Origin of the sequence: Paraburkholderia sp. GAS38 (genome assembly GCF_050434965.1) — a bacterium.
In the GTDB taxonomy this organism is placed as follows: Bacteria; Pseudomonadota; Gammaproteobacteria; order Burkholderiales; family Burkholderiaceae; genus Paraburkholderia; species Paraburkholderia phenazinium_A.
The window spans coordinates 608,271-628,352 of sequence record NZ_JBNDJO010000003.1 but is presented as its reverse complement, the minus strand read 5'-3'; the positions used below and the strand labels follow the sequence as shown (position 1 = coordinate 628,352).

Sequence of the window (20,082 nt, the reverse complement as noted above, 5' to 3'; positions counted from 1 at the left end):
ACCTTCGGCTGCCCGCGGCGCAAAGCCATCATATGAATCGCAGCGCCGGTTCGTCGCACCGCTAGCGAAGCAAACGGCGAAAACGCGAAGATGGTGTGGCCGATCCAAAGCAACGAAGCCCAATAAGCGAGCGAGGTTCGATGTGTCGCCGAGCTTAAGATGCGCCAGCCATGCTTATTTATGCGCGCGCATTCGCATGCATGCTTATCGGGTCAGTGCCATATCAATCCCACGACGCCATCGCCAACAAATCCGACCGACCCTCAAATCAAACGCAGCAAAATCTTTGCAGCATTCCGAGCGCGTGCTAGTCTCGAATGGACAGCCCCCACGGAGCGCAGAATGCAGACCTGCAAATCGTGTTCGGACCTACATGGTCGCCCTGCTTCGACCACCCAACTGTGTGAGATGGCGCTGCTTGGCGTAGGCGAGCTGTGCGGTGTTCCCGCCGTCGAGCATTACCGCTGCGTCGCCTGCGGCTCATCGTTTTCGCGCGTGCTGATCGGCGCCAGTTGCGATTGCATCTGGCGATTCCTCGATGGCCGGGGCGCGAGCGAAGACCGTGCGGCGCCGTCGGCGGCCCCAGCGTAAGCACTCAGGGCCGCAGGAAGCGGACTAGGCCGCTTAGGAAAGTTCTCGGCCCGATGACGCTCCGGGCCGCAACGCGGTTCGATTCACTTCGCCTTGCCGGCGCCCCAGCGCTTCGCGTCGAGCAGGCAATCGAACAGGCGGTCGCGGTCCTTCTTCGACAACGGCGACAGTCCGAGCAGTTCGGTGAAAATCAGCCCTCTCGCGGCCGCCCAGCGCAGCAGGGCGAGATCCGGATCGGCGGCCTCCGCCTTGATGGCGTCGATCTTCTTGTTGTCGAGCTTGCGGGTGCTGGCAAGCAACTCCGGGTCTTCAACCATCGCCGCAATGACCGCCAGCGCGACCGAGTGATGCTGGTTCACGGCTTCGCGCGCCGTCGCGATCTGCGACAGCAACGTGAGCTCCGGCGTCGCCGGGTCAGATGCGGCCAGATACTGCTGCGAGAACTGCTCGAAGTGTTCGACCTGATGCGCCAGCAGGGCCTTCAGGATGCCGTTCTTACTGCCGAACTGATGCAGCAGCCCCCCCTTGCTGATGCCGCTCTCGCGCGACAGCGCCTCGAACGTCAGTTCACCCGGACCGTCGCGGGCAAGAATGGCGAGCGCCGCCTGAATGGCGGCGTTACGGGATCGTTCCGAGCGAGTGGGATTGTCCATGAGCTCCAGCAAAGAGAGTAGCGATTGCACGCGCAGACCGCGGTCCCGCAAGACCGGCCGCGCGCACGAGGCCAGAAAAATCCCGCCATTATCGCCGGTTTGAGCGCGGTGGCGGAGCTTCAGGGGTGCGATACCGCCCCGCCCGTCTCAACGCCTGACGAGATGACCGCCGATTTTTGGGCACATTCACAGCCATCCAAAAACAAACCGTACATCCGGTTTACATTCTAAACTGGCGATGCTACGCTTCGGTCTCGCATCACGGGCAAGCCGGATCAGGCCCGGGCGCCCTCATCGCAAGGCACACTCAACGGAGCTTCAAATGGACAAATCCAATCACACACGGCTACTCGTGATCGCGATCGCATGCGCAGCGCTGGTCGGCTGTTCGAGCGTGCAGCCGGTCGCTTATTCGGGGATCGATTCGTCGAGCTACCTGCAACCCAACTCGCAGCGCGACGCTGCACGGATCCCCTACCGCTACGCGACCCTCGCGGACTGGCGGCGGTACCGCAAGCTGATCATCGACCCTGTGATCGTCTATCGCGGCCCCGACAATCAGTTCGGCACAATGCACGACGCGGACAAAACCACCCTTGCCAGCTACATGCAGACCACCTTCGCGCAGAAACTGGGCAAGCATTTCGAACTGGCGAACACGGCCGCGCCGGACACCTTGCGCCTGAAACTGACGCTCACCGGCGCCGAGACCAGCACGGCGTTCCTCTCAACCGTGTCGCGATTCGATATCGCAGGCGGTCTCTACAACGGCGTCCAGGCCATCCGCGGCGGTAACGGCGCATTTACCGGCTCGGCTACGTATGCCGTGGAGATCTACGATGCGTCGACCAACCGCCTGCTTCATGCCTATGTCTCGAAGCAGTATCCGAACGCCATGAATATCGGCGCTACCTTCGGCTCGCTCAGTGCTGCAAAGACCGGTATCGACAAGGGCGCCGACGCGCTCGCCGCCCAACTGAACTAGTCGCGGATCCGGAGACCGCCGTGTCCAGCAGGCAAGCACTGCGGTACTTCATCTGGCTCGTCCCGTTTGCCGCGGCGGCGATTTGTATCGCATTCCTTATCGAGTCGTTCAACGCCCGCGGACCGAACGTGACGATCAGCTTCGTCAGCGCCGAAGGTCTGGAACCCGGCAAGACAAAACTCCGCTACCGGAACCTCGATATCGGCTCGGTCAAGGCGATCCGCCTGTCGAACGATCACGCGCGCGTGCTGGTCGACGCGCAATTGACCGGCACGGCCAAGCCGTTCGCAGTGCAAGACACGCGCTTCTGGGTGGTGCGCCCCCGCATCGGCTCGAGCGGCATCTCCGGGCTCGAAACCGTGCTATCGGGCGCCTACATCGGTGTGGACCTGGGCCGTTCGCGCGAACGCTGTTCGCAGTTCGCCGGGCTCGAGACGCCGCCCACCGTCACCAGCGAGCGCAACGGGCGTCGTTATGTCCTGCACGGCAGTTCGCTCGGCTCGGTCGATATCGGTTCGCCGGTGTATTACCGCCACATGCAGGTCGGACAGGTGACCGGGTTTTCGCTCGATCGGGACGGCAACGGCGTGACCATCGATGTGTTCGTCGATGCGCCCTATGACCGCTACGTCGACGTCAAATCGCGCTGGTGGCACGCGAGCGGCGTCGATCTGCGGATCGACTCGGCCGGGCTCAAGCTCAACACGCAATCGCTCGCGACGGTCCTGCTGGGCGGCATCGCTTTCCAGCAGCCGCCGCCGGATCAGTCGGTCGGCGAAGCGGCGCCGGACGGCGCCGGCTTCAGTCTCGCCGACGACGAGGCCAACGCGATGCAGAAGCCGGACGGTCCCCCGGCTCAGGTGATCATGAAGTTCGAGCAGTCGCTGCGCGGGTTGTCGGTCGGCGCGGCGGTGGACTTCCATGGCATCGAACTGGGTTATGTGACCGCGATCGATGTCGCCTACGACCCGAAGCGCGGCGACTTCACCATGCCGGTGACGATGAATCTGTTTCCAGACCGGCTGGGCCGCAGCTATCGCGAATCGGTCGGCCACGGCGACCCGCAAGAAGGCAAGGCGCTGCTGCGCAAGCTCGTGGCGCGCGGCTTGCGCGGACAGTTGCGCACCGGCAATCTGCTGACGAATCAGCGTTACGTGGCGCTCGACATGTTTCCCGGTGCGCGCCCCGTCTCCGTCGACATGAGCCGGACGCCGCTCGTATTGCCGACCGTACCGAACACGCTAGAAGAACTGCAGGTGCAGATCGGGGACATCGCAACCAGGCTCGATCAGGTGCCGTTCGCGGAGATAGGCAACAACCTCAACAAGACGCTAGGGAACGCCGCTCACCTGTTCGACCAACTCGATACGCAACTCGTGCCGCAGGCGCGCGACACGCTGCAGAGCGCGCAACAGACCTTCAGCGCCGCGCAGGCGACCTTGCAGCAGGACTCACCTCTGCAGTCCGATCTGCACCTGGCGCTCACGCAATTGACGCGGACGTTGCAGACGCTGAACCAGCTTGCGGACTATCTCGAGCAGCATCCCGAGTCGTTACTGAGCGGCAAGGCACGAGACGAACGGCATTGAGACGAGATCTGCCCGCTGCGGGCCATGTGATAACTTACGTCGATTCCGTCTTCCGCCGTACGTCGCGGCAAGTCTCGCCTGACCGGTCACCATGAGCTCATGAGCAGATTGAACTTCGATACCGTCGTACTCGGCGCGGGTATGGTCGGCGTGAGCGTTGCCGTGCATCTGCAAAAGCGCGGCCGCCAGGTCGCACTGGTGGACCGCAAGCTGCCCGGCAACGAAACCTCGTTCGGCAATGCCGGCCTGATCCAGCGTGAAGGCGTCTATCCCTATGCGTTTCCGCGCGGACTTGGCACCCTGCTTCGCTACGCGCGCAACCAGTCGCCTGACGTTCGCTACCATGCCGATGCGCTGCTCAAGGTAGCGCCGTTTCTGTGGCAATACTGGCGCAATTCGCATCCGGCAAAACATGCGGCGATTGCGAAGTCCTACTCGACGTTGATCGAACATTGCGTCAGCGAGCACCGGGCGCTGGCGGCAGATGCCGATGCGAGCGCGTTGTTAAGGCCAATCGGCTGGATCAAGGTGTTTCGCACCGAAGCGGCACGCGACGCGGAAAACCGGCTCGCCGAACGGTGGCAACGCGAGTATGGCGTCGCCTTCGAATCGCTCGACCCGGCCGCCCTGCACCAGGCCGAACCCGATCTCGCCACAACCTTGTCCGGCGGTTTGCGCTATCCGGCATCCGATTCCGTGAGCGACCCGAACGCGCTCGTCACCGCCTACGCAAAATATTTCGAAGCGCTCGGTGGACGGTTTTTCATCGGCGATGCCGACTCGCTTCGCGCGGGTTGGGAGGTCGATACGCAGGACGGCACGATCACGGCGCCATCGGCGGTGGTGGCGCTCGGTCCGTGGTCGGATCGCGTGAGTTCGCGGCTCGGTTACCGTCTGCCGCTTGGCGTCAAACGCGGCTACCACATGCACTATGCGGCCCACGCAGGGGCCCGCCTGCATCATCCGGTGCTGGACGTAGAAGTGGGCTACGTGTTGGCGCCTATGGCACGCGGCATCCGCTTGACCACGGGCGCGGAAATCGCCCTTCGCGATGCGCCCAGGACGCCCATCCAGCTTGAAGCCGTGGAGCCGGTTGCGCGCACGCTGTTTCCATTGGGCGAGCGTCTCGACGAACAGGCCTGGATGGGAGCGCGCCCATGCACAGCCGACATGCTGCCCATCATCGGGCCGGCCCCGCGTCACCGCGGACTGTGGTTTGCGTTCGGCCATGCGCATCACGGATTGACGCTCGGCCCCATCACGGGCCGCCTGATCGCCGAGATGATGACCGGTGAGGAGACCATAGTGGATGCGCGGTCGTTCAGGGTAGAGCGGTTCTAGTCTCACCTATCCCGTGACGACAAGCGGCGCTGACGACGACGGCGACGGTAGCCGCCCGAAGCGGCTGCGCCACACGCACTTCACGCCGAATCCATGTGATCCCGCACCGCATCGCGCGGCACGGTCTGCGCGAGCGGCTCGCCGAACTGCAGCGCGGCAAGCTGGGCGTAGAGCGGCGAACTCAGCAGCAGCTCGGCATGACGGCCCTGCGCGACGATGCGCCCATGCTCCAGCACGACAATGCGGTCGGCTTGCTGCACCGTCGCGAGGCGGTGTGCGATGACGAGCGTGGTGCGGTTCTGCGCGGCATTGTCGAGCGCCGTCTGGACCAGCCGTTCGCTGGCTGCGTCGAGCGCGCTGGTGGCCTCGTCGAGCAGCAGGATGGGCGGATTCTTGAGGATCGCGCGCGCGATTGCGATGCGCTGACGCTGTCCACCGGACAAGCGTACGCCGCGCTCGCCGAGAAACGTGTCGTAGCCTTGCGGCAAGGCTTCGATAAAGCCGGCTGCAGCGGCCATGCCGGCGGCCCGCTGCACGTCTGCAAGCGTCGCTTCGGGCGCGCCATAGCGGATATTGTCGAGCACGCTGCCCGAAAAGATCACCGACTCCTGTAGCACGACGCCGATTTCCCGCCGCAATTCGACCAGCGGCACATCCCGCGTCGGGACGCCGTTAATCAGAATGGTGCCGGACTGCGGATCGTAAAAGCGCAGCAGCAACTGGAACAGCGTGGTCTTGCCCGCACCGGATGGGCCCACCAATGCGACATGCTCGCCCGCGCGAACATGGAGCGACAGACCGGAAAGCGCGGCAATGCCGGAGCGGGACGGATACGAGAAGCTCACGTCGTCGAACTGGATGCCGTCGCCACGCGCCGGCAGCGCGACCGTCGTCCCCGCCTGCACGACCGGCGAGCGCGCCGCCAGCAGTTGCAGCAAACGCTCGGTCGCGCCGGCGGCGCGCTGCAGATCGCCCCACACCTCGGCGACCGCCCCCACCGCGCCGGCAGTAAACACCGCGTACAGGATGAACTGGGACAACTGGCCGGCCGTCATGCGCCCGGCCAGCACCGCCTGCGCCCCGAGCCACAGCACGAACACGATAGCCGTGAATATCAGCACGATCACCACCGCGGTCAGCCAGGCGCGCGCCCGAATCCGGGTAAGCGCCGTGTCGAAGGCGGTTTCCACCGCACCCGCAAAGCGCCGCGACTCGAACGGCTCCTGCGTGAACGACTGCACGGTCGGCATGGCGTTGAGCACCTCGCCCGCCAGCGCGCTCGCGTTCGCTACCTTGTCCTGGCTGGCACGCGAGAGGCGCCGCACGCGTCGTCCAAAGATGACGATAGGCGCCACCACCACGAACAACGTGGCGATGATGTACCCGGACAGCACGGGACTTGTCACCACCAGCATCGCGACACCGCCGATCAGCAGGAAGAAGTTGCGTAGCCCTAGTGACAGGCTGGTGCCCACCACCGCCTGGATCAGGGTGGTGTCGGCGGTCAGCCGCGACAGCACCTCGCCGGTTTGCGTGGTCTCGAAGAACTGCGGACTCATCTCCAGCACGTGGTCGTAGACCGCGCGCCGCAAATCGGCCGTAACCCGCTCGCCCAGCCACGACACCAGGTAGAAGCGCAGCGCCGTGGCGCCGGCCAGCACCAGCGAAACGCAGAAGAGCGCGAGGAAATAGCGGTCGATATGCGCCCGCTCGCCGCTGGCGAACCCGCGGTCGATCAGGTACTTGAACGCCACCGGCAGCACCAGCGTGGCCCCCGCCGATGTCACCAGCGCAAGGAACGCGAGCGCCCAGCGTCCGGCATACGGGCGCAGGAACGGAAACAGCGCGAAGAGGGGCGCGATGCGCGGCGCAGGTGAGACGGGGTCTGACATCGGGATTCCCGGGCGGGTCGAAGATCATCCGATTGTGCCAGTCTTGCGGATTCGACGGCGTGACATGATGAAAGCGGGCGGCCGGTCCGTTGGTGGGTTCCCGTTGGGTTCCTGTTTGCCTGGATGCGGCTCGGGCGTGCTTGCCGCGACTCGCCATCTGTATCAAGATCAGATCGACTCATCTGGAATCCCCCTTCCCATGACCGATGATCCCGATCCCAACGCCGATCCCGACAAACTGAAAGGCCCCGGCGGCATGACCTTGCGCCAGATTCACGAACAGGTGCAAAAGAGCGTCCAGCGCGACCGGCAGGAACAGGCCGCCCATCACGCTGCCGCGCCGCCGCAAAGCCGGTGGCAGCGCTGGGTGCGCTATGTGTGGGGCCGCAGCGGCCGTCGCTAGCGGCTCGGGGCGCCGACGCGGCGACCGCGCGCGTTTGAGCGTGGCCGCGGCTTAGTCGGCCGCTGCCGCCTGCACCAGCGCGACGACGCCATCAATGGCCTTCATCAGATCCGCAGGCGCACCATGCCGCGCCTGCAGGTAGCTCGTTGCGTTATACGAGAACCAGACGCGGCCGTCGCCGTCCTGCCACACCAGAACCTTGAGCGGCAAATCGAGCGCCGCCGTCGGCACCGCTTGCATCAGCGGCGTCCCGGCGCGCGGATTGCCGAATACGAGCAACTGCGACGGATTCATCGTCAGGCCCGCGCGCTGTGCGTCCGCGGCGAAATCAATGCGGGCGAACAGGAGAATCTGCTTCGCTTCGATCAGCGCGGCGAGTCGGTCGGCGGCTTCCGCTACTGAGCGATGCGTGGGTAGGGTGACGATGCCGTTGTCGGTTGTTGGCGTGGACATGGGGGCTCCTGGGATGGTGGCAACGCAAGCGGTCAAGAACGCGATGCGGTTTCCTCGCTCGCTTGACAGGCACGGTTCGACACAATGGCAGCTTGACCGCTTGAGTTTAGCCGCTGGGCGAAGGATGCGGGGAGGCGAAGCCTGGCGTTGCGGCGTTCAGATGTGAGACAGATTGGACCGCCCCGAAAAGCCAGGTTCGAGGCCACAGACCCGAACACCGAGCGTTTATCGAACGACTCCGCGCTTAGCGCGCCTCGCGTCGATCGGCTGTGCGCCCCTTTGCATTCGTCTCCGTCTCAGATCTGAGGCATTCCGTCCAGCGCGCTTCGCAGCATACGTCCGCCCACTCATCGCCGAACCCTCTACGACGCCGACGCACGGCCAATGGCATGGCTCATGCTTGATGCAGCGCGCAGCGTTGAACGACAAACGCGTCGAATAGAAAAAGGAGCGGGCATGACGGGGGGCTATCGCAAGCCGCTATCTGGAGTGGGAGAACAAACCAGCCGGCTATTCCTGAACCGATACGTTTCAGGCTGCCTCATCGTGGCGCTCGTCGCGACGATTGACTACGTCTGGGTTTCGGTCTGCGATTATTCGGTTGCCGAAAGAGAGGTGTTGCGGATTGCACGGTTCGCTATGAATCTGCTCTGCGTGGCGGGCGGCCTATTCTGGCTCGCGCGCGTTCGCCGTTGCGCGGTGATAAGCGAAGCGCTGCGCTTTCGAGCAGCAGCCTATACGCTAAGCTGGCTTGTCTTATTGCTTTGCTTCATTGCCTCTGACGACTTGCTGCAATACCTGAGCGTGACGCTAAACGCGCCGCTCGTCGACGACAATCTCATACGGCTCGATAGCGCTTTCGGCTTTCACTGGTTGCCGTTTTATCGCTGGGTGCACGCCCACCGTGCGCTTCAAACCGTGCTTCAACTCGCGTATCTCAGCTTCTTCGTGCAAGTGCTCGCGGTTCCCATCGTCCTTGGGCTGACCGGCCGCCGCGACGAGCTATCGGAATTCGTGCTGCTCTTCATGCTCTCCGGAACCCTGCTTCTTGTGATTTCGACGCCTATTCCCGCATCGAGCGCTTTCCTGCATTTTGGCATTGCCGACCCCGGCACTGCATCCGGTTACTCGGATTTCTATTTACTCCGCAACGGCAAGCTACGGATGTTCAACATGCCGCCATCGCAAGGCCTCATATCCTTGCCCTCGTTTCACACGGTAGTCGCGATTCTTTCCGCTTATGCGCTTCGACATATTCGAGGGCTATTCCCGCTTGCGGTTTTACTGAATCTCACTATGATTGCTTCGACGCCGACACAAGGGGGGCATTATCTCGCGGATGTATTGGCGGGGATATTGCTCGGCGTGCTCACTATTTTCGTATTCCGCGGTGGCTTCCATTGGCATCGCGCGGGGCCACCGGTTGAATACACGCGGTCTTTGAACCCAAGGCAAAAAAGACCTTCTCGAATGCGGGATATGATCGCGGAGCGCAAATGAATCACAATCTGGCGTGTCCGGTATACGGTCATAGCCTTACCACCCCGGACGCGCTCGCCGTCGCCTGCGAGGGACGCTCCCTGAGCTACGCGCAGACGGCTCAACGCGCGGCGCAACTCGCGCAATGCCTGACGCAGAGCGAGGATTGGCCGCGCCGGCACGGAGCCCTGCCGCGGGTGGGTATTCTGGCGTCGCGCAGCATCGAGGCCTGTCTCGCCGTGCTGGGTACATGCTGGGCCGGCGCCACTTATGTCCCAATCGGTCCCGGCCTGCCCGAAGAGCGGCTACTGAAGATACTCGCCGCCTGCCGTCTTTCCGCAGTCATCGCCGATCAGCAAGGCGCAAAAAGGCTCAGCAAAAATGTGCTCGGCGCATGCCCGCCGCTCGTGATCGTGCCGGACGCCCATGCGTCGCACTTTCCGGAAGACACGCGGAAGAGACTGACGGACTTCGCTTCGCTCCCGCACGTCGCAGTGAGCGAACCCACGCACGTCGATGCGAACGACACCGCGTACATCATCTTCACCTCGGGAACTACTGGCGTGCCGAAGGGTGTGATGATCTCCGCCGGCGCGATCCGGCATTTCATCGGCGCGATGTCCGACCTGCTCGGACTCAGAAGCAGCGATCGTACCGTCGAGACTTGCGAGCTTGGTTTCGACGTCTCGGTGCACAACATGTTTTCAAGCTGGGAAGCCGGTGCATCGCTGCATATCCTTCCCGCGACCCAGGTCATGAACGCCGTCAGATTCGCCCGTGAAAGCGGCCTGACTGTCTGGAACTCTGTCCCGTCGCTGGTCGGCATGCTGCGCCAGACCAAGGCGCTCAAGCCGGACGTTCTGCCGGACCTGCGCATTTCCCACTTCGGCGGCGAGCAGTTGACTGACGCCGCCGTTGCCGCGTGGCGTGCCGCCGCCCCGAACAGTCTCATCTACAACCTGTACGGCCCGACTGAGACCACCATTTACTGTCTGGGCCGCGGAGTCGAGCTCCCCACGCCGTTGACCCCTGGCCGCGACGCCGTGCCGATCGGTACCGCATTTGTCGGCAGCGAGGCCGCCATCTTCGATGAACATGGCGCCGCGATCATCGACAACCGGCCGGGCGAACTCGCGATAGCCGGACCGCAACTGGCCGACGGTTACCTCGATGCCCCCGAATTGACCGCGCAACGTTTTCCGACACGCCTGGGCAAACGCTGGTATCTGACCGGCGACCTCTCCCTACGCGACGAATCCGGCCAGTTCCACTATCTCGGCCGCATCGACAATCAGGTGAAGGTGCTGGGCCATCGCGTCGAGCTGGAGGAAATCGAGGCACATTTGCGCGTGGTCGCCGATGTCGACCTGGTGGGCGCCGTACCCTGGCCGATGGTGGAAGGTTCCGCGCGAGGCATCGTCGCCTTTGTCGGCGGCGAGGCGGTCGACGCCGAGCGAATCTGCAGGGAGCTGAGAACCCGGCTCCCTGCTTACATGATTCCGGGCAAGGTGTTCGCCCTCGCGAACATGCCGCTGAATCACAGCGGGAAAGTCGACCGGCGATCGCTTCGTGACCTTCTGGAACGAGAGTCGGCGTGAACGAGGGAAACGAAGCGATCACCGGAGCCGGTCCGCAAAAAAGGGCCGCAGCCGGCACGCCTCCCGACAGGCCGACGCTGCGCAGCATCCTGGCGATAGACGAGCGGGAGCATCTCGTCGAATTTGCACAGACGAGCCGCGGCAAGCTCCTGATCGTGACGGTGTTCACAGGACTGCTGATGACCGGCCAGGGGGCCGCGCGGTGGCAGTCTCTACTGATCGGGGTTGCCGCGGCAGCCTGCGCCTATGTGCCGAGATATCGCGCGCTCACCGTCTTCGTAGCAACGTTCGCGCTGCTGTTCCACGCGCTGTGGTTTCCGCTGAATGGCATCGACGCGGCGATGCGGCAGGAGCACGTCGACGTCCTGTCCGCCAGAACGTTCGCCTGCATCGCGGTCGTGGTGTACACCTTCACGGCATGGGGCGCGCTCGTACTCGTGCGCCGTCACAAGACACTGTTGATCGCGCGCAGGCCGGTGATCGCCTTGCTTCTGATCGAGGCGGCACTATGCGGGCTTGTCTGCATGCCTGTCGTACACGGCTTGCCGCGTGTGTTGCTGTGGTCGTATCTGACGGTCTTCACAGCCAACATCTGGTTTTTCTCTTATGCGCTGGTCGATCAGCGTTCACGCGAGCGCAGCCCGGTGCTTTTCCAGCTTGGTCTCTTCCATCCGTTCTGGGGATCGACTGCGACGCCGTGGGGCAAGGGCGCGGCGTTTCTACGCAAGACGCTGGCGAAGACCCCGGCAGAACTCGCCGTTACCCAGCTCAAGGCCATCAAACTGCTGACGTGGTCTTGTGTACTGCTGGATTTGACGAGCGGCCTGGCCTGGGTATGTGCGTCCTGGTTGCATATCCCCAACCTGGAAAGCGTCCAGGCCGCGCAATTCAGGCATCACCCCTATCCGCTGCCGGTTGCCTGGGCGTCGTTGATCCTGGACACCACCTTCGACGCCTTGTGGCTGGCGGTCTGGGGCCACCGCGCCATCGCCGTGGCACGGCTGGCAGGATTCAGATTGCCCCGCAATACCTGGCGGCCGCTCGAGTCGCGGACGCTCGCGGAATTCTGGAATCGGTACTACTACTATTTCAAGGAGCTATTGGTCGAATTCTTCTTTTTGCCGACCTTCCTCCGCACCTTCCGGAACCACCCGCGCTTGCGCGTCTTCTTATCGACCTTCATGGCCGCGGGCGTGGGTAACGCGCTCTATCACTTCATTCGCGACATCAGTCTCGTCGCAACCATTGGGCTGTCCGCCACAATCGAAAGCTTCACGAGCTATCTGTTTTATTGTGCCGTTCTCGCCACCGGCATCGGACTCTCTCAAGCCCGAAGCAGCGCGGGAGCGCGTCTTCCGAGCACGTTTTCCGGCAGATTCGGCGCATTCCTGTGGATCTGGACTTTCGTGGTGTGCCTGCACGTTTTCGGTAACGAAACACGTTTTTATACCTTGGATCAACGCCTCTCGTTCATGGCCAGTCTTGTTGGAGTCAACTGATGGATCACCACGCTAAAGCCGATTTACGCAATTTCATCAAGACTACGTTGACGAATCGTGGCGACGACAGCGACGTTACGGATAGCGATTCGCTGTTTATCAGCGGCAGACTCGATTCCCTGAGCATGATGACGCTCATCGTCTACCTGGAAAAATCGTTTCGAATCGACTTCGCCGAGGTCGACTTCGAAGTGGGCCTCATCGATTCGGTAAACGAGATTGCCTCTTTCGTCGATGCGCATCTGGCGAGATAGTTGCCGGCTCGGCCGTTCTTCCGTGCGGCGGCGCGGCCCGCGCCTTGACCGATGCACAGCCCGCGACGCTCAACGCTCCGGCCAACACCCGCGCCATCGCTTCACGATTGACGGTCCACCATTGCCCCGACCGGCGGCGCTGGCTCCGCCCCCTCTCTTGCGGACACCTCTCCGGAATTAGGCTGCGTGGACAGGCGCAGATAAGCCGCCGCCAGCCTGCGCAGTTCTTCTTCCGACGCATCCTCGATACCGATCAGCTGATTGTTCGCGGCCCGATGCGAGGACAGCAGCTCATTCAGTTTCAGATGCAATGCGACGCTATCCTTGTTCTGGCTTTGCTGGATCAGGAAGACCATGAGAAACGTGACGATGGTGGTGCCGGTGTTGATGACCAGTTGCCATCCGTCGGAGTAATGGAAAATCGGCCCCGTCACGATCCAGATCAGAACCGTCAATACGGCGAGCGTGAAGGCCGTGGGCGAGCCGGTCCATCGGGTCACCAGGCTGGCAAACCGGTCGAACAGACGCGTAATCGGATGACGCCCGGCATACGCGGGGCTCGCTGTATCCGGGACGGTGCCGAGTTCGTCAGTCGGCGAAGGGGCGACAGGCTTGATAGGCATGACCGGCTCCAGAAGCTTGACGTCTTCGACGTCCTTAACGCCTTTCTGTCAGCACGATCCATGCCGCGCGGCTCCGAAGCCGATGCCGGCCTCCCGCTACGTGAGTGAGCAAGCAAGCCCTGGGCGATCTAATCGCCGCCATTCGCAGAAAGAATGCCCTCCAGCAGGTTCGCCTGATCGGCCAGGGATTTGAGCATGAAACTCGAACTGACGATGTAGACAACCTGGCCATTCATGCCGCCATCCTCCGACAGCAAACCGTAGGTTTCGTCTCGCCACTGCACCCAGGCCTTTTGCGCATTATTGAGTCTGGCGATCGCATCGGGATTGTCTTGCCACAACTTCAGAATCTTGTTGTACGCCGTGTTAATCCGCTTCTTCTGAAACTTGATTTCCGCGACATCGCAATTGGACGCCGCCGATTGATCGTAGAAACCAGGTGGACCGGCTTTCGCTATACAAGCCGCATATTCCTTGGAATACGGACTCGGAGTTTGGGAATTCCCTTGCGCGTGCGCGAAACCGCAGGCCAGCAAAACAACCGGAATGGCGAGATATTTTTTCATCGGTTCTTTTTATCGAAGATGGCTTTGAATAATCAGTGGGCGCGCCATGCGTGACGCTCGCCCACTGCATCTTCGATTGTCAGTGATTTGCATGGCCATGTCGAACGGGCGCCCTCGCCGGCAAACCTTAGCCATTTATCTTCGACATCACCGCCGTAGCCGGATCGTATTGGTAACCCTTCTGGGCGAGTTGCAGACTCATGGTCGCGCCAATCAGCTTTTGCTGCGCGTCCCGGGATATCAATTCATGATCGGGCTTAAGCCGCTCCAGTTCCGATGCCAGCCTGCGGACAAGCGCGACTTCTCCCGTGCTGCGTGCATCGATGAACAAGATCTTTTCGCCGGCCTGGCCTAGCCGTTGTTTCAGATCCCTGGCATGCGCCACCCATTGTTCGGCATTGGTGCGCAGATCGCTGAGGGCCTTTTCGTGGGCTTTGGCCTGAGCCGATATCTGACGCTGCAAGGCGGCCACCTGCTCTGCGCTCTCCGGCTCGTCCGCGCGAGTGCCGGGATGCTGGCCGCGCTGGCCCTCCTGGCCGGCGGTTTCAGCGGTCTCAGCGAGCTCTGCGAGGCGCTGCGCCAACTGGGCTGCATAGCGCTCGGCTGTATCGGCGCGCTCCTTCGCGGCGGAGGCGTCTTGCGAAACGCGGGCCAATTCGGCGCTCGCGGACGTTTTCGCCTCCGTGAGGGCGCCGACCTGCTCGCGGGCTGCTTCGAGTTCCTGGGTGATACGCTGCACTTCGTTGAGCTGATCCGACTCTGCGTCGAGCCGCGTCGCGGTTGCGTGGCGCTCTGTCTCCAGCGCCTGGCGGGCCTCATCCAGTTCAGCCTGCAGAGCGGCAAGCCGCGTAAGGCTCTCGTTCGCCTGTGCCTCGGCGGCTTGCGCGCGCGAAGTGGCCTCGCCGGCTTCCTGCGACCACTTCGAGACCTCTTCCGACTTCGCCTCGCCCGTATCGCGCAACGTGGCGATCTGCTGCTGCGAGTCGTCGCGCTCCTGGGTGAGGCGCGCGATCTCATCGTTCTTATCCGAAAGAAGCGCGGCTAGCTCGTCACGTGCCTTGCGCTCTTCTTCAAGTGATGTCCGGGTGGTTTCCAGGTTGGCATTTTCCACCGATGCGCGCTGCAGGAGTTCCTCTACCCGCGCCTCGGCGGCTTGCGCGCGCGAGGTGGCAGCGCCGGCTTCCTGCGACCACTTCGAGATCTCCTCCGACTTCGCCAGGCCCGTGTCGTTCAACGCGGCGATCTGCTGCTGCGAGTCGTCACGCTCCTGAGTGAGTCGTGCCACCTCATCGTTCTTCTCGGAGAGCGCCAGCGCCGATGCTTCTCGCGCTCTGCGCGCTTCTTCGAGCGAGGCCTCGGTGGCCTGCAGACTCGCATCGGCCACCGACGCACGCTGCAGCAGTTCCTCGACACGGGCCTCGGCCGCTTGCGCACGCGAGGTGGCCGCGCCGGCTTCCTGCGACCACCTGGCGACTTCTTCCGATTTCGCCTGACCGGCCGCGTCCAAAGTCGCAACCTGCTGCCGTGCGCCATCGAGATCCTGAGCGAGCCGCGCTACCTCGTCATTCCTGTTCGCGACCAGCGCGGCCAATTCGTCACGCGCCTTGCGCTCTTCTTCGAGCGATGCCTGGGTCGCCTGCAGACTCGCATCGGCCACCGACGCCCGTTGCACGAGTTCCTCGACACGCGCCTCGGCCGCCTGGGCACGCGAGGTAGCCGCGCTGGCTTCCTGCGACCACTTGTCGATTTCTTCCGACTTCGCCTCACCGGCGGCGCGCAACGACGCGACCTCCTGCCGCGCGCCATCGAGCGCCTGGTTGAGGCTCGCGATCTCGCCGTCTTTACTCGCGACAACCGCGGTCAATTCTTCATGCGCCCGGCGTTCGTCTTCGAGCGATGCCTGGGTGGTTTCCAGCGTGGCGTCCGCCACCGACGCCTGCTGCACCAGTTCCTCGATCCGCGCCTCGGCCGTTTGCGCGCGCAACGTGAGCGCGCTCGACGCCTGCGACCACTTCTCCACCTCGTCCGACTTCGCCTGGCACTCGGCGCTCAGCGTGGCGGCCTCCTGCCGCGAGTCGTCGCGCTGCTGGGTCAGTTGGGCGATTTCATCGTTCCTGGCTGAAACCGTCGCGGCCAGTTCTTCACGCGCCTGGCGCTCGGCTTCGAGCGATGCCTGCGCGGTCTCAAGATTGGCGGCCGCCGCCGACACCTGCTGCGTGAGTTCCTCTATACGTGTCTCAGCGGCATCCGCGCGGCCGGTCGCCGTGGCAAGTTCCGCTCCAAGCTGCGCGGCAGTCTGTTCCGAGGCGCCCAACGCCTCCGTCAGCGCAGCGAGCCGCTCGCGCCCGGCGTCGATTTCGTCCGCGAGCTTTTGAAACTCGGCTAGCGCTTCGTCCCGATCCGCCAGCGCGGCGTCGGCATGCTCGCTCGCCGCCGTGAGGCGCTGGCTGAAGGCCTTTTCCGCCTCGCCCTGGGAAGTCGTCCAGATCTGGCCCGCGGCGCTCATGAGGGTCTCGGCAAGCCCTTCCGGCAATCCGCCCGGTATCTGCAAATCCGGCGTTCTGGGCTGGCGGGCCTCGCGCCAGCGCTCCAGCGCCGCCACAATCGCCACCAGCGAACCGCCGCGCGCCTCCGACCAGATCGTCACTGGGGAAACCCGTCTGCCTTCTCCGACCATGCGATCGGCGATGGCAGCGACCTGCTCGTCGGTGATCAAGTCTGCGTCTTTGGACATAAGCGCCTCAAAAATCAATGTGAGCGGGCGGAAGACCGAGTCCCCAATACCTTACTACGTCCCGCGCGGTCTCCGTTGAAAGCCCGATGACGGCTGCCGTAATGTGAACACGTCTCGCGGGACGCGCGTCAGCCTACTCCGTGGCATGGCCGTGGCCCTGGCGCTGCCGCTGGAACGGACGAACCGCATCATGTCATCGGGACCGCGGGTCTTGCCGGGAGCTTGCCCGCTTCGCTCAGAAGGTCTGCCAATTATCCGCTTCGTTCGCGGCTGCGGCGGTGGCTGTGGACGGCGCGCTGCCGCCCGCCGGCTCGGCACGCACAGTGGTTCGGCGGGGCGTAGCCCGTGCCGGCGTCTTCGCGCTACGGGCAACCGGCTGTGCGCTTCTCGGCGACGCGGATGACGCCGATGCCCCCGATGCCCCTCGTGCCGAAACCGCAGCACGCGGCGCGTCGCTCTCGACGCTGAAGACCGACACCGCATCGCGCAGGGCTTGCGCCTGCTGCGCCAGCGCCTGCGCCGCGGCCGAGGCCTGCTCGACGAGCGCGGCGTTCTGCTGCGTGACTTCGTCCATCTGGGTGATGGCGGTATTGACCTGGCCGATGCCGGTGCTCTGCTCCTCGGAGGCTGCGGCGAGCTCGTTCATGATATCGGTCGTGCGCCCGGCGGAGGTCACGATCTCGTCCATCGTCCGGCCGGCGTTTTCGACCAGCTTCGAGCCGGCATCGATGCGGCTCACCGATTCGGTAATCAGGTCCTTGATCTCCTTGGCGGCGGTGGCGCTGCGCTGGGCCAGCGTGCGCACCTCGCCCGCCACCACGGCGAAGCCGCGTCCCTGTTCGCCGGCGCGGGCCGCCTCGACTGCCGCGTTGAGCGCCAGGATGTTGGTCTGAAAAGCGATCCCCTCGATCACGCTGATGATCTCGGCGACCCGCGCCGAGCTTTCGGCAATCTCGTGCATGGTCGCGACCACGCGGCCAATCTCCGCGCCGCCGCGTTGTGCAACGCTCGAACCCGAGGTGGCGAGCGTGCTGGCCTGCTTGGCGTTGTCCGCATTCTGGCGCACGGCGCTGGTCAACTGCTCCATGCTCGACGCCGTTTCCTCCAGGGAAGCGGCCTGTTCTTCCGTGCGCTGCGACAGATCGGTGTTGCCTTGCGCAATCTCGCTTGCGGCCACTGAAATCGACTCGCTCGAGCTTTTGATGCCGCTCACGATCGACGTCAACTGTTCCTTCATGGCGGCAAGCGAATACATCAGGCTGGCGTTGTCGCCGGCCTTCAGCGGCACCGTGACGCGCAGGTTGCCGGCTGCGATCGCACTGGCCATGGCGGCGGCTTCGCGCGGCTCGCCGCCGAGCTGCCGCGCGAAGCCGCGCGCGATGAACAGCGCCACGGCCAGCGCCACGGCGGCTGCGGCGGCGATCAAGCCGACCACCAGCGCGATCGCCGCGTGATAGGCGTCGCGGGCCGCCTTGCCTTCGCGCGCCGTGCCCTGCTCGTTGATGGCGACGATCTTGTCGATGTCCTTCGCGACGGCATCCCGCACCGTCCCGGATTGCCCCGTCAGGATGCTCATGGCCTGCTGCGGATTGCCGGCCTTCGCCGCCGTCCGAACCTGCTGATCGAGATCCATGTACTGGGGCATCAGAACCTGGATGTCCGCAAAGGCCGTCTTCTCTTCCGGCTCGGAAATGAGCTTTTCGTATTCCGCGCTCGCGCTACGGAAGGCCTCGATACGCGGCTCCATGCGCGAATCGACCGCCTGTACCTCGGCGGCCTTGTCGGTCGAGGCCATGCGGAATTCGGAGAGGCGCATCTGGTTCAGCGCGTTCTGCATCCGCAGGCTGCTGCTGACGCTGGCCGCCCACTTGTCGCGCAGTGCCGCGACATGATCGTTTTCGGCGCTGACCTCATAGAGCGAAAACACACCCAGGCCCACCAGCAGGAGGATGACAAGCGCAAAACCTGCAACGAGCTGCGTCACCACTCGCATGTTCTTAAGAAACGGCACGATGATTCCCTTGTTTGCTGTGACGGACTGGCCCGGCTGGACACTTCACGCTTGCCGCTTGCCGCGTCGGATGCGCGGGGTTCAGAAGCGATGCTCAGACGGGATGAGCACGCGTGCCGGGGTCCAGCTCCAGCGTCACCATGGAATTGGACAATCTACCTAGGTGTTTACGACAGGTTTAAAGAAATATTTAGGTTCGGATGCAGGAAGGGAGCGGGAAGGCGGCCGCTTTCCCTTCCGTTTCCTTCTCAGAGTCGCGTCATGCAGCCGGTACGGCCGCCCCCACCTGCTGGTAGACCGCGGCCTCGAAGCCAATGAGCGTCTCGACGACCGGCATGTCGAAGAACGGCAGGATTTGCGTCATCAGCACCCCGCCGATGCCTTTCGCGCGGTCCATCCAGTAGTACGAATTGAAGATGCCGGCCCAGTCGGCGGTGCCGCTGCTGCGCATGCCCGGCAGATCGGCGAGCGTGAGGCAGAAGCCCAGCCCCCAACTCTGCGGCACCAGCCCTGTGGGCACCTCGTTCGACAACTCCGGCACCGTGGGCTTCACCGCTCCCGGAAGGACGATCGGCGCAAGGTGGTCCTGCAGCGCCAGTTGCACGGTCGCCGGGTCGAGGATGCCGGCGCCATCGTCAAGCCACGCCTGCAGGAAACGGCCGTAGTCCTGCACCGTCCCGTACGAGCCGTGGCCGGCCGCGTCCCATTCGGAGGCCGGCGGCAGATCGATGCCCGAAGGCGCCAGCGTACCGTCGGCCTGGCGCTGCATCACGCGCAGCAAGCGGCTGCGTTGCTCGGCGCTGGGCGTGAAGGTGGAATCGTTCATTCCCAGCGGACCATACACATGCTGCTTGAGATAGCTGCCGAGACTTTGCCCCGAGAGCTTTTCGACCACCAGCCCAAGCCAGTCGACGTTGGTGCCGTACTCCCAGGCGGTGCCGGGGTCGTTGACGAGCGGCACCGAGAGACTGCGCTTCAGGCCTGTGAGGGGATGGGGTTCACCCGTCACCTCGTGGTAGCGCTTTAGCTTTTCGTTGAGGAAGAAGTAGCCGAAGCCGGCTGTGTGGGTCATCAGTTGGCGCACCGTGGCCTTGCTGGCAGGCGGGCGCAGCCGTGGCTGGTCGCCGTCGAAGCCGTCCAGCACCTGTAACTGGCCGAACTCCGGCAAAATCGATTCGACGCTGGCCTCGAGGCTGAGCAGCCCCTTCTCTACGAGCTGCAGTGCCGCCGTCGTGGCAACAGCCTTCGTCATCGACGCGTTGCGGAACAGCGTGTGTGGGCCGGCCTCGCCGGCGGCGTGATGAAACAGCGGGCCGTTGCGGTCGACCACTACTGCCGCAATGCCATGAATCGCGCCCTTCGAAACTGCCTTGTCCAGCAGCGCCTTGATGGCCGAACCGTCAAACGTCAT

The 20,082-nt window shown here is 63.8% G+C and carries 17 protein-coding genes; 9 read left to right on the top strand and 8 right to left on the bottom strand.

Features of this window, described 5'->3' with window-relative positions:
• Positions 1 to 342: 342 nt before the first annotated feature.
• On the top strand, positions 343 to 591 hold the full coding sequence (locus tag P3T42_RS10355; protein ID WP_143788270.1) for a hypothetical protein: 249 nt from the start codon (positions 343 to 345) through the stop codon (positions 589 to 591).
• 83 nt (positions 592 to 674) lie between these two features.
• Here P3T42_RS10355 and P3T42_RS10350 read toward each other — a convergent pair whose 3' ends face one another.
• A complete protein-coding gene (locus tag P3T42_RS10350; RefSeq protein ID WP_429305944.1) occupies positions 675 to 1,244 on the bottom strand; it encodes a TetR/AcrR family transcriptional regulator in 570 nt (189 codons plus the stop codon).
• Between the two features lie 322 nt (positions 1,245 to 1,566).
• Here P3T42_RS10350 and P3T42_RS10345 point away from each other — a divergent pair, with 322 nt between their 5' ends.
• The 3 genes from P3T42_RS10345 (at position 1,567) to P3T42_RS10335 (ending at position 5,159) form a co-directional block, all read left to right on the top strand.
• The gene (locus tag P3T42_RS10345) at positions 1,567 to 2,229 is read left to right on the top strand and encodes a DUF3313 domain-containing protein (protein WP_429305943.1); all 663 of its coding nucleotides are present in this window, start codon (positions 1,567 to 1,569) and stop codon (positions 2,227 to 2,229) included.
• Positions 2,230 to 2,249: 20 nt separating this feature from the next.
• Complete coding sequence (locus P3T42_RS10340; protein WP_429305942.1) at positions 2,250 to 3,818, top strand: intermembrane transport protein PqiB; 1,569 nt, start codon at positions 2,250 to 2,252, stop codon at positions 3,816 to 3,818.
• 108 nt (positions 3,819 to 3,926) lie between these two features.
• The gene (locus P3T42_RS10335) at positions 3,927 to 5,159 is read left to right on the top strand and encodes an NAD(P)/FAD-dependent oxidoreductase (protein ID WP_429305973.1); all 1,233 of its coding nucleotides are present in this window, start codon (positions 3,927 to 3,929) and stop codon (positions 5,157 to 5,159) included.
• An 80-nt stretch (positions 5,160 to 5,239) separates the two neighbouring features.
• On the opposite strand, the gene P3T42_RS10330 is transcribed toward P3T42_RS10335, so the two are convergent.
• On the bottom strand, positions 5,240 to 7,051 hold the full coding sequence (locus P3T42_RS10330; protein ID WP_429305941.1) for an ABC transporter transmembrane domain-containing protein: 1,812 nt from the start codon (positions 7,049 to 7,051) through the stop codon (positions 5,240 to 5,242).
• A gap of 199 nt (positions 7,052 to 7,250) precedes the next feature.
• Here P3T42_RS10330 and P3T42_RS10325 point away from each other — a divergent pair, with 199 nt between their 5' ends.
• Positions 7,251 to 7,454 (top strand): hypothetical protein, encoded by a 204-nt coding sequence (locus P3T42_RS10325; RefSeq protein ID WP_074294749.1) that lies wholly within the window; start codon positions 7,251 to 7,253, stop codon positions 7,452 to 7,454.
• A gap of 51 nt (positions 7,455 to 7,505) precedes the next feature.
• On the opposite strand, the gene P3T42_RS10320 is transcribed toward P3T42_RS10325, so the two are convergent.
• Positions 7,506 to 7,907 carry a DUF302 domain-containing protein gene (locus tag P3T42_RS10320; protein WP_074294747.1) on the bottom strand — a complete coding sequence of 134 codons (402 nt, stop codon included), beginning with the start codon at positions 7,905 to 7,907 and terminating at the stop codon, positions 7,506 to 7,508.
• A 396-nt stretch (positions 7,908 to 8,303) separates the two neighbouring features.
• On the opposite strand from P3T42_RS10320, the gene P3T42_RS10315 reads away from it, so the two are divergent.
• From P3T42_RS10315 to P3T42_RS10300, 4 genes are read left to right on the top strand one after another with little or no spacing between them, the layout of a single operon-like run.
• A complete protein-coding gene (locus P3T42_RS10315) occupies positions 8,304 to 9,407 on the top strand; it encodes a phosphatase PAP2 family protein (protein ID WP_429305940.1) in 1,104 nt (367 codons plus the stop codon).
• Complete coding sequence (locus P3T42_RS10310; protein ID WP_429305939.1) at positions 9,404 to 10,984, top strand: amino acid adenylation domain-containing protein; 1,581 nt, start codon at positions 9,404 to 9,406, stop codon at positions 10,982 to 10,984. Before P3T42_RS10315 ends, P3T42_RS10310 begins: the two co-directional genes overlap by 4 nt.
• The gene (locus tag P3T42_RS10305) at positions 10,981 to 12,483 is read left to right on the top strand and encodes a hypothetical protein (protein ID WP_429305938.1); all 1,503 of its coding nucleotides are present in this window, start codon (positions 10,981 to 10,983) and stop codon (positions 12,481 to 12,483) included. The genes P3T42_RS10310 and P3T42_RS10305 overlap by 4 nt, the downstream gene beginning before the upstream one ends.
• Entirely contained in the window at positions 12,483 to 12,737 is a 255-nt protein-coding gene (locus P3T42_RS10300; protein WP_429305937.1) for a phosphopantetheine-binding protein, read from the top strand. Before P3T42_RS10305 ends, P3T42_RS10300 begins: the two co-directional genes overlap by 1 nt.
• 101 nt (positions 12,738 to 12,838) lie before the next feature.
• On the opposite strand, the gene P3T42_RS10295 is transcribed toward P3T42_RS10300, so the two are convergent.
• The 5 genes from P3T42_RS10295 to P3T42_RS10275 all read right to left on the bottom strand — a co-directional run bounded on the left by P3T42_RS10295 (position 12,839) and on the right by P3T42_RS10275 (position 20,082).
• The gene (locus P3T42_RS10295) at positions 12,839 to 13,360 is read right to left on the bottom strand and encodes a low affinity iron permease family protein (protein ID WP_429305936.1); all 522 of its coding nucleotides are present in this window, start codon (positions 13,358 to 13,360) and stop codon (positions 12,839 to 12,841) included.
• 128 nt (positions 13,361 to 13,488) lie between these two features.
• A complete protein-coding gene (locus P3T42_RS10290) occupies positions 13,489 to 13,926 on the bottom strand; it encodes a lysozyme inhibitor LprI family protein (protein WP_074294743.1) in 438 nt (145 codons plus the stop codon).
• A gap of 127 nt (positions 13,927 to 14,053) precedes the next feature.
• Positions 14,054 to 16,660: a DNA-binding protein gene (locus P3T42_RS10285; protein WP_429305935.1), complete on the bottom strand. Its 2,607-nt coding sequence runs from the start codon at positions 16,658 to 16,660 to the stop codon at positions 14,054 to 14,056.
• Positions 16,661 to 16,895: 235 nt separating this feature from the next.
• Positions 16,896 to 18,671 (bottom strand): methyl-accepting chemotaxis protein, encoded by a 1,776-nt coding sequence (locus P3T42_RS10280; protein ID WP_429305934.1) that lies wholly within the window; start codon positions 18,669 to 18,671, stop codon positions 16,896 to 16,898.
• A gap of 259 nt (positions 18,672 to 18,930) precedes the next feature.
• Positions 18,931 to 20,082, bottom strand: coding sequence for a serine hydrolase domain-containing protein (locus tag P3T42_RS10275; protein WP_429305933.1), 1,152 nt, complete (start codon positions 20,080 to 20,082; stop codon positions 18,931 to 18,933).

Excerpts from the sequence above, each read along its gene's own strand:
- P3T42_RS10355 (WP_143788270.1), top strand. The coding sequence starts at position 343 with ATGCAGACCTGCAAATCGTGTTCGGACCTACATGGTCGCCCTGCTTCG.
- P3T42_RS10350 (WP_429305944.1), bottom strand. The coding sequence starts at position 1,244 with ATGGACAATCCCACTCGCTCGGAACGATCCCGTAACGCCGCCATTCAG.
- P3T42_RS10345 (WP_429305943.1), top strand. The coding sequence starts at position 1,567 with ATGGACAAATCCAATCACACACGGCTACTCGTGATCGCGATCGCATGC.
- P3T42_RS10330 (WP_429305941.1), bottom strand. The coding sequence starts at position 7,051 with ATGTCAGACCCCGTCTCACCTGCGCCGCGCATCGCGCCCCTCTTCGCG.
- P3T42_RS10325 (WP_074294749.1), top strand. The coding sequence starts at position 7,251 with ATGACCGATGATCCCGATCCCAACGCCGATCCCGACAAACTGAAAGGC.
- P3T42_RS10320 (WP_074294747.1), bottom strand. The coding sequence starts at position 7,907 with ATGTCCACGCCAACAACCGACAACGGCATCGTCACCCTACCCACGCAT.
- P3T42_RS10315 (WP_429305940.1), top strand. The coding sequence starts at position 8,304 with ATGCTTGATGCAGCGCGCAGCGTTGAACGACAAACGCGTCGAATAGAA.
- P3T42_RS10310 (WP_429305939.1), top strand. The coding sequence starts at position 9,404 with ATGAATCACAATCTGGCGTGTCCGGTATACGGTCATAGCCTTACCACC.
- P3T42_RS10300 (WP_429305937.1), top strand. The coding sequence starts at position 12,483 with ATGGATCACCACGCTAAAGCCGATTTACGCAATTTCATCAAGACTACG.
- P3T42_RS10295 (WP_429305936.1), bottom strand. The coding sequence starts at position 13,360 with ATGCCTATCAAGCCTGTCGCCCCTTCGCCGACTGACGAACTCGGCACC.
- P3T42_RS10290 (WP_074294743.1), bottom strand. The coding sequence starts at position 13,926 with ATGAAAAAATATCTCGCCATTCCGGTTGTTTTGCTGGCCTGCGGTTTC.
- P3T42_RS10285 (WP_429305935.1), bottom strand. The coding sequence starts at position 16,660 with ATGTCCAAAGACGCAGACTTGATCACCGACGAGCAGGTCGCTGCCATC.
- P3T42_RS10275 (WP_429305933.1), bottom strand. The coding sequence starts at position 20,082 with ATGACGTTTGACGGTTCGGCCATCAAGGCGCTGCTGGACAAGGCAGTT.